At 53.2% G+C, this 6,288-nt stretch carries 10 protein-coding genes; 8 read left to right on the forward strand and 2 right to left on the reverse strand.

Translation table 11 applies throughout. From position 1 onward, the window contains the following. The first annotated feature begins 148 nt into the window (after positions 1 to 148). The 6 genes from ACNKIB_RS13665 to yihA are packed head-to-tail and all read left to right on the forward strand — an operon-like array spanning position 149 to position 3,589. A complete protein-coding gene (locus ACNKIB_RS13665) occupies positions 149 to 658 on the forward strand; it encodes a hypothetical protein (protein WP_417911126.1) in 510 nt (169 codons plus the stop codon). Next, complete coding sequence (locus ACNKIB_RS13670; RefSeq protein ID WP_417911127.1) at positions 655 to 1,434, forward strand: amidohydrolase family protein; 780 nt, start codon at positions 655 to 657, stop codon at positions 1,432 to 1,434. Before ACNKIB_RS13665 ends, ACNKIB_RS13670 begins: the two co-directional genes overlap by 4 nt. Positions 1,435 to 1,447: 13 nt before the next feature. Further along, the gene (locus tag ACNKIB_RS13675) at positions 1,448 to 1,711 is read left to right on the forward strand and encodes a DUF2442 domain-containing protein (RefSeq protein WP_417911128.1); all 264 of its coding nucleotides are present in this window, start codon (positions 1,448 to 1,450) and stop codon (positions 1,709 to 1,711) included. After that, entirely contained in the window at positions 1,704 to 2,081 is a 378-nt protein-coding gene (gene hisI, locus ACNKIB_RS13680) for a phosphoribosyl-AMP cyclohydrolase (RefSeq protein ID WP_417911129.1), read from the forward strand. Before ACNKIB_RS13675 ends, hisI begins: the two co-directional genes overlap by 8 nt. A 42-nt stretch (positions 2,082 to 2,123) precedes the next feature. Further along, a complete protein-coding gene (hisG, locus tag ACNKIB_RS13685; RefSeq protein WP_417911130.1) occupies positions 2,124 to 2,996 on the forward strand; it encodes an ATP phosphoribosyltransferase in 873 nt (290 codons plus the stop codon). After that, positions 2,993 to 3,589, forward strand: a complete 597-nt coding sequence (gene yihA, locus ACNKIB_RS13690) for a ribosome biogenesis GTP-binding protein YihA/YsxC (protein ID WP_417911131.1) — start codon at positions 2,993 to 2,995, stop codon at positions 3,587 to 3,589. The genes hisG and yihA overlap by 4 nt, the downstream gene beginning before the upstream one ends. On the opposite strand, the gene ACNKIB_RS13695 is transcribed toward yihA, so the two are convergent. Continuing rightward, positions 3,590 to 3,742, reverse strand: coding sequence for a hypothetical protein (locus ACNKIB_RS13695; protein WP_417911132.1), 153 nt, complete (start codon positions 3,740 to 3,742; stop codon positions 3,590 to 3,592). A gap of 33 nt (positions 3,743 to 3,775) precedes the next feature. Between ACNKIB_RS13695 and ACNKIB_RS13700 the strand changes: the two genes are divergently transcribed. Together ACNKIB_RS13700 and ACNKIB_RS13705 are read left to right on the forward strand one after the other, a co-directional pair. Next, positions 3,776 to 5,734 carry a cation:proton antiporter gene (locus ACNKIB_RS13700; RefSeq protein ID WP_417911133.1) on the forward strand — a complete coding sequence of 653 codons (1,959 nt, stop codon included), beginning with the start codon at positions 3,776 to 3,778 and terminating at the stop codon, positions 5,732 to 5,734. Further along, complete coding sequence (locus ACNKIB_RS13705; RefSeq protein WP_417911134.1) at positions 5,734 to 6,123, forward strand: YkgJ family cysteine cluster protein; 390 nt, start codon at positions 5,734 to 5,736, stop codon at positions 6,121 to 6,123. The genes ACNKIB_RS13700 and ACNKIB_RS13705 overlap by 1 nt, the downstream gene beginning before the upstream one ends. Before the next feature lie 17 nt (positions 6,124 to 6,140). On the opposite strand, the gene ACNKIB_RS13710 is transcribed toward ACNKIB_RS13705, so the two are convergent. After that, positions 6,141 to 6,288, reverse strand: a 148-nt coding sequence (locus tag ACNKIB_RS13710; RefSeq protein WP_417911135.1) for a transposase, incomplete at its 5' end; no start/stop codon positions are given.

Genomic DNA, 6,288 nt, shown 5'->3' on the forward strand with positions numbered 1-6,288 from the left:
CAAAAAAACACAGGATCACAGAAAAGGAACCAACACTGCGGGTGTAGATTGTTCAGGCAGGGCGAACTTCAGCCCATCAAGGGAAAACTCGCGGGGCAAGCACGAAGCCTTTGTTGTCCTTATGCAAGAGGTCTAATAAAACCGCACGATGTGCTTGTTCAATCGGCTGGTTAGCCGCAAGAGTAAGATGTTAGAGCGGAGGATTGAAAGGCCGCCGCGTCCAGCTGACTGGAAGTTTACCTTTGCCGATTTGATGGCAGAGATGCAAGCTGGGAAGCGGAAAGCCATCGGGCAACCTGAGCTTGATTGGGCGCGGGATTATGAGCGCAGCCTGATTCCAGCAACGATGCGCTTTCCGCAGAAAGGGGATGTGTACGAAGCTCTGCATGATATGGAAGTAGAGTTTATGACTGCGTGGGCGGCTCCGTTTACCGGCGGCGGCAAAGCAATGCTGATGCAAGGGGAAAGGGTGTTCGTGCATTCCGAGCCTTCTGAGGCAAAGCCAATTGGGGCGTATGTGGAAGCAATAGAATACAAGATGCTTGAGGAGCGGATGGTTTCTGCGAGTGAGCGGACTTCGCCCAAGTATGGAGGCTTCTATTTCTACTTCAGCACGGTTGAGTTAAATACAAAGTTTGTGCTGGTGCGGAGGAAATGAAAGGGGCGATGATATGTCAAATGATTAAAAAAATGAAGTTGTTTGACGCGCATTTTCATATCATCGACAGCCGCTTTCCCTTGGTTCCTAACAATGGATTTTTGCCTGACGAATTCACCTGCGCAGATTATTTAGAACGCATGAGAGGATACAATCTTCTTGGCGGAGCAATTGTTTCAGGTTCCTTTCAAGCCTTTGACCAGTCGTATATAGCCGATGCTTTGCCCCGTCTTGGTCCCGCCTTTGTTGGTGTCACGCAATTGCCGGAAAACACCTCTGACAAGGAGCTGCTTCGGCTGCACAGTCTTGGAGTCCGTGCCGTGCGCTTCAACCTGCATCGTGGCGGCTCCGAAGATGTCCACTGTCTGGAACGGATGTCAAAGCGTGTTCATGAAATTGTCGGCTGGCATGTCGAGCTGTACGCAGACGCGAAGGGGCTGGCGGAGCTGCGCGGCCTGATTGCTTCTTTGCCATCAGTGAGCATTGATCATTTGGGCCTTTCCGCAGAAGGCTTTCCAACCTTGCTCTGGCTGGCTGAACACGGAGTGAAAATCAAGGCCACGGGTTTCGGACGCGGCAATCTTGCTGTGAAAAATTCTCTCCGGGATATTTATTCAGCAAATCCTGACGCGTTGATGTTTGGAACCGACCTGCCGTCAACGCGTGCGGCTCGACCTTATACTGATGAAGATTTTCTGACAGTCATTGAGGCTTTGGGCGAGGACAACGCTCAACGCGTTTGTTATGACAACGCATTTGAATTGTACAGACCTTGATCGGTCTGACATCATGAAATACCCTGCTGTAACAGCAGTTCACGCGCAACAAGATCACATTCTGCATCTTGTTTTTGCCAACGGAGAAGATGGCTTTCTCGACATGAAACCATATATTGACTTCGGAATATTTTCACGAATAAAGCCGTCTGATTCGTTTGCCAAAGTAAAAGTTTCGTTCGACACTATAGAATGGGAATCTGGCGCAGACCTTGATCCTGAGTTTGTTTACAGCAAATGCCAGAAAATCAACAAAGCAGGCAAAGAAAATGCTTGAGCTTAATTTCACCAAAGGAACAAACGGCCTCCTCCCCGCCATTGCCCAAGATGCAGCTACTGGCGAAGTGCTGATGCTGGCCTATATCAACGAAGAATCTTGGCAGAAAACCATAGAGACCGGCAAGGCGCATTACTGGAGCCGTTCGCGGAACAAGCTTTGGCTTAAGGGGGAATCTTCTGGCCACGTGCAGCTGGTGAAGGAAATTTTGGTGGACTGCGATGAAGACACGGTGATCTTCAAGGTAGAGCAGCTGGGTGGCGCGGCCTGCCATACTGGCCACAAGAGCTGTTTTTACCGCCGGGTGTGCGGCGAAGAGTTGGAAATCATCAGTGAACCGGTGTTTGATCCGGCTAAGGTGTATGGTTAATCAGAGCAGGGGATTGCCCTTGCAAACAATATTGAGGTGATCATGAGTGTGTTGAAAGTAGGCATTCCCAAGGGCAGTCTGGAAAAGGCCACTATTGAGCTGTTTGAGAAATCGGGCTGGAAGATCAGCATGACTTCCCGTAACTACTTCCCAGAAGTGGACGACCCAGAGCTGTCTATTTACATTTGCCGCCCGCAGGAGATGTCGCGCTACGTGGAAGACGGGATGCTCGACGCTGGCATTACCGGCAAAGACTGGACGCTGGAGAATAACTCTGATGTGGTGGTGATCGAGGACTTAATTTACTCCAAGGTCAGCCGTAAACCGACCCGCTGGGTGATTGCGGTGCCTGGCGATTCGCCGATTACGACAGTGGAGCAGCTGGATGGTAAGAAAATCGCCACGGAGTTGGTCAACGTCACCCGCAATTTCTTTGCGCAGCGGGGCCTGAAGGTGGATATCGCCTTTTCCTGGGGCGCGACTGAAGCCAAAGCGGTATCTGGGTTAGCTGATGCGATAGTTGAAGTGACGGAAACCGAGGCAACCATCCGGGCGCACGGTCTGCGGGTCATTCATGAGCTGATGCAGTCCAATACCCAGCTGATCGCGGGCAAACAGGCCCTTGCTGATCCGTGGAAAAAGGAGAAGATTGACCACATTGCCATGCTCCTGCAAGGCGCATTGCGGGCGGACAAGATCGTTGCCCTAAAAATGAACGCGCCAGAGGAGAACTTTGAAGCAATTCTCGCTATTCTGCCGAGTGTAACCTCTCCGACTGTGGCCCGTTTGCATAAGCAGCCCTGGTTTTCCGTTGAAACCGTCATTTCCGAGCATCAGGTCCGCGATTTAATCCCCCAACTCAAGAAACTAGGGGCGCAAGGGATCATCGAGTACTCGTTAAACAAGGTGATATGATTAATTTCACCGAAGTTGTCTTTCAGGATTCAGTCTATAACCTGAAGAAGCTGCCAGAGCAGCTGTTCCCAGAAATCGCTTTTGCTGGGCGGTCGAATGTGGGCAAATCCAGTTTGATCAACAAGCTGGTCAACCGCAAGAATCTGGTTAAAACCAGTGCCAAACCAGGCAAGACTGAGAGTCTGAATTTCTTTAAAGTAGAAGGCGGGATGTATCTCGTCGATCTGCCCGGTTACGGCTTTGCGCGCAAAGACCAAAAGACCCGCACCGCCTGGCAGGAGCTGATCAGCGGCTATATTCTCAGCCGTATTGCCCTGGCTTGCGTGGTCGTGATCATTGATCTGCGCCATGAGCTGAAGCAGCTCGACCGCGAGATGATCGATTGGTTGGCCAATAACGGCAAGCAGTACCTCCTCGTTTATACCAAGGCAGATAAGCTCTCAGGCAATGAGCAGGCCAAGCAGGCCGCTGCCTTGGATGCCGCCCTCAACATCCGCCCGACAGAGCGGCTGTTGTTCTCGGCGAAGAACGGCCAAGGTTGTGAGGAGCTGCGGCAAAGGCTGGCGGAATTTGCGGGAGAAGGCAAGGAGTAATTACCGGTTACAGAGGAGTTTGGCTCGGTACGAAAGGAGTTGTAGTCGGCAGAACTCCTTTTCGGTTAAGCCGAACTCCTTTCCTACTCGGCAAGACTCCTTTTCTGCCGACTTAAACTCCTTTGCAAGTCGGCAGAACTCCTCTTTGGCCAAGCCGAACTCCTTTGTAAACGAGCAAGATTTCCCATGGGTATCGCTGCTGACATTGTGATCATAGTAGTGGCCGCCTTGATCGGTGCGCTACTTGCCCAGCGACTCAAGCAGCCGTTGATCTTGGGCTATATCGCGGCTGGGATCGTGGTTGGGCCGCATACTGGTGGGATCACGGTCGGTGATATCCACGAGATTGAGCTGTTGGCTGAGATTGGTGTGGCCTTGCTCCTCTTTGCCCTGGGGCTGGAGTTCTCCATCAGCGAGTTGAAGCCGGTGCGGAAGATTGCCCTGTTCGGCACGCCTGTGCAAATCCTGCTCACCCTGGTTTTTGGCTTCTTTCTTGGCAAATATCTGGGCTGGCCGTGGACAGCAGCGGTCTGGCTGGGCGCACTGATCTCGCTTTCCAGCACCATGGTGACGCTGAAGACCTTGATGAGTCGAGGCCTGGTCGGTACGCTTTCCAGCAAGGTCATGATCGGGATGCTGATTGTGCAGGACATCGCGGTCATCCCGATGATGATTATCCTGCCGCAACTGAGTAGCCCAGAAACGGGCCTGCCGCTCCTCGCCCTTGCCGCTGCTAAGTCCGCCATCTTTCTCCTGCTGATGCTGTACATCGGCAGAAAGCTGCTGCCTTGGCTGCTGGCGCATGTTGCCCAGTGGAATTCCAGAGAGCTGTTCATTCTCTCCATCACCGCAATTGGCCTGGGCGTTGGTTATGCCACCTATCTCTTTGGCTTGTCCTTTGCGTTCGGAGCTTTTGTCGCAGGCATGGTACTCAGTGAGTCGGATTACGGCCATCAAGCCTTGAGCGACATCATTCCGCTGCGGGATATCTTCGGCCTTCTCTTCTTCACCTCAGTCGGGATGTTGCTTGATCCGGCTTTTCTGCTGGCGAACTGGGGCAAGATACTCGCCTTAGTCGCTGCGGTTGGCCTGTTCAAAGGCGTGGTGTTCTCCGCGCTGGCCGTTTTCTTTGGCTACAGCAACATCGTGCCGTTGGCTGTTGGTTTCGGTCTCTTTCAGATCGGCGAATTCGCCTTTGTCCTGGCGCGAGTCGGCCTGGAAAGCAAGGCCATTGACCAGGACATGTATTCCCTGGTGCTGGCCCTGTCCGTCTTGAGCATGGTGCTGACTCCCTTTGCTTCGGCCTTAGTTCCCCCGCTCTATAAGGTGAAGAAACGCTTCTTCCAGCGCGAGCCGCTGCAAACCGAGAACATCCCTCATGCTGGCTTGACAGATCATGTGGTGATCGCTGGCGGTGGGCGAGTAGGCCAGCACATTGCCCAGGTCTTAACCCAGCTTGACCTGCCCTTTGTTATCATTGAACTGAATCATCAGCGGCTGCTGGAGTGCAAGGCTGCACAGTATCCGGTCATCTACGGTGATATGAGCCAGCCTGCGGTGGTTGCTGCGTCGCAATTGCAGGCCGCCAGGGTACTGCTGATCACCGCACCTTCGGTAGTTACCTCGCAATCTATAGTCCAGCAAGCGCATCGGCTGCGGCCTGACCTGCATATCATTGTCCGGGCCAACGGTGCGGAGCAGGCCAAGACCTTGTATGAGAGCGGCATCTACATGGCCGTGCTGCCGGAGATGGAGGCAGGACTGGAGATTGCCCGGCAGGCTCTGCTCCACTTAGAGATTCCCGTGGCGGTGATTCAGCAATATACCGATTCGGTGCGGCAGCAGCTCTATGCGCCGATCTATCAGAGCGGCACTGGTCATCAGCTCCTAGCACAACTGGACAACATCAAGAACCTGCTGGAGATATCCTGGTTCACCATTATGCCTGAAAGCCATCTTGTGGGGAAAAGTATCAAGGAGGCAGCTGTGCGCACCAGAACTGGGGCTTCTATCGTTGGCATCATCCACGAGAAAGTGTTTATCTCCAATCCGCAGATAGAGTATGCCTTTCAGGTAGGTGACTTGGTGGCCGTGGTCGGCAATCAAGACGAGCGGAATGCCTTCAAGAAGCTGGCAGGTCTCTGATGAACTTCCCCTTCCAGTTTGACAGCACGGCCTGCGCTGCTTGCGGTGGCCGCTGTTGCCGAGGGACGGGCGGTTATGTCTGGGTGAGCTGGGCAGAGCTGGAGGCAATGGCTGCTGCCCGGGGCATGAACGCGGGCCTCTTTGCCAAGCAGTACGCCCGGCGGGTGCAAGGCAGGCTGTCCTTGCAGGAGCGCGTCGTCAACGGCGAGCATCTCTGCTGCTTCTTTGATCGCATCGCCTGCTGCTGCACTATCTACGACAACAGGCCGGAGCAGTGCCGGACTTTTCCTTTCTGGGAGCGATACCAAGAAGACTGCCGGGAACTCCTGCGGGAGTGCCCAGGGGTTTCTTTAGACCTCTTGCATAAGTCATCGGCCAGCAATTGTTAGCTCCATGTTATGTTATGTTATGTTATGTTATAGACGGCGGCGATCAAGCTGAAGCGGAGACCAAAACGCTTTCTCCTGTTTCGATACCGTTTACTCAAAATACGGAACACTTTGAGTTTGCGAAAAATATGTTCAATCACCATACGTTTCCGAGATAAAGTCCTG

The sequence above is a fragment of the Candidatus Electronema sp. PJ genome, assembly GCF_048287395.1.
Classification (GTDB): Bacteria; Desulfobacterota; Desulfobulbia; order Desulfobulbales; family Desulfobulbaceae; genus Electronema.

What these genes read in the sequence shown, in the direction of transcription:
- ACNKIB_RS13665 (WP_417911126.1), top strand. Translation starts at nt 149, where the DNA reads ATGTGCTTGTTCAATCGGCTGGTTAGCCGCAAGAGTAAGATGTTAGAG.
- ACNKIB_RS13670 (WP_417911127.1), top strand. Translation starts at nt 655, where the DNA reads ATGAAAGGGGCGATGATATGTCAAATGATTAAAAAAATGAAGTTGTTT.
- ACNKIB_RS13675 (WP_417911128.1), top strand. Translation starts at nt 1,448, where the DNA reads ATGAAATACCCTGCTGTAACAGCAGTTCACGCGCAACAAGATCACATT.
- hisI (WP_417911129.1), top strand. Translation starts at nt 1,704, where the DNA reads ATGCTTGAGCTTAATTTCACCAAAGGAACAAACGGCCTCCTCCCCGCC.
- hisG (WP_417911130.1), top strand. Translation starts at nt 2,124, where the DNA reads ATGAGTGTGTTGAAAGTAGGCATTCCCAAGGGCAGTCTGGAAAAGGCC.
- yihA (WP_417911131.1), top strand. Translation starts at nt 2,993, where the DNA reads ATGATTAATTTCACCGAAGTTGTCTTTCAGGATTCAGTCTATAACCTG.
- ACNKIB_RS13700 (WP_417911133.1), top strand. Translation starts at nt 3,776, where the DNA reads ATGGGTATCGCTGCTGACATTGTGATCATAGTAGTGGCCGCCTTGATC.
- ACNKIB_RS13705 (WP_417911134.1), top strand. Translation starts at nt 5,734, where the DNA reads ATGAACTTCCCCTTCCAGTTTGACAGCACGGCCTGCGCTGCTTGCGGT.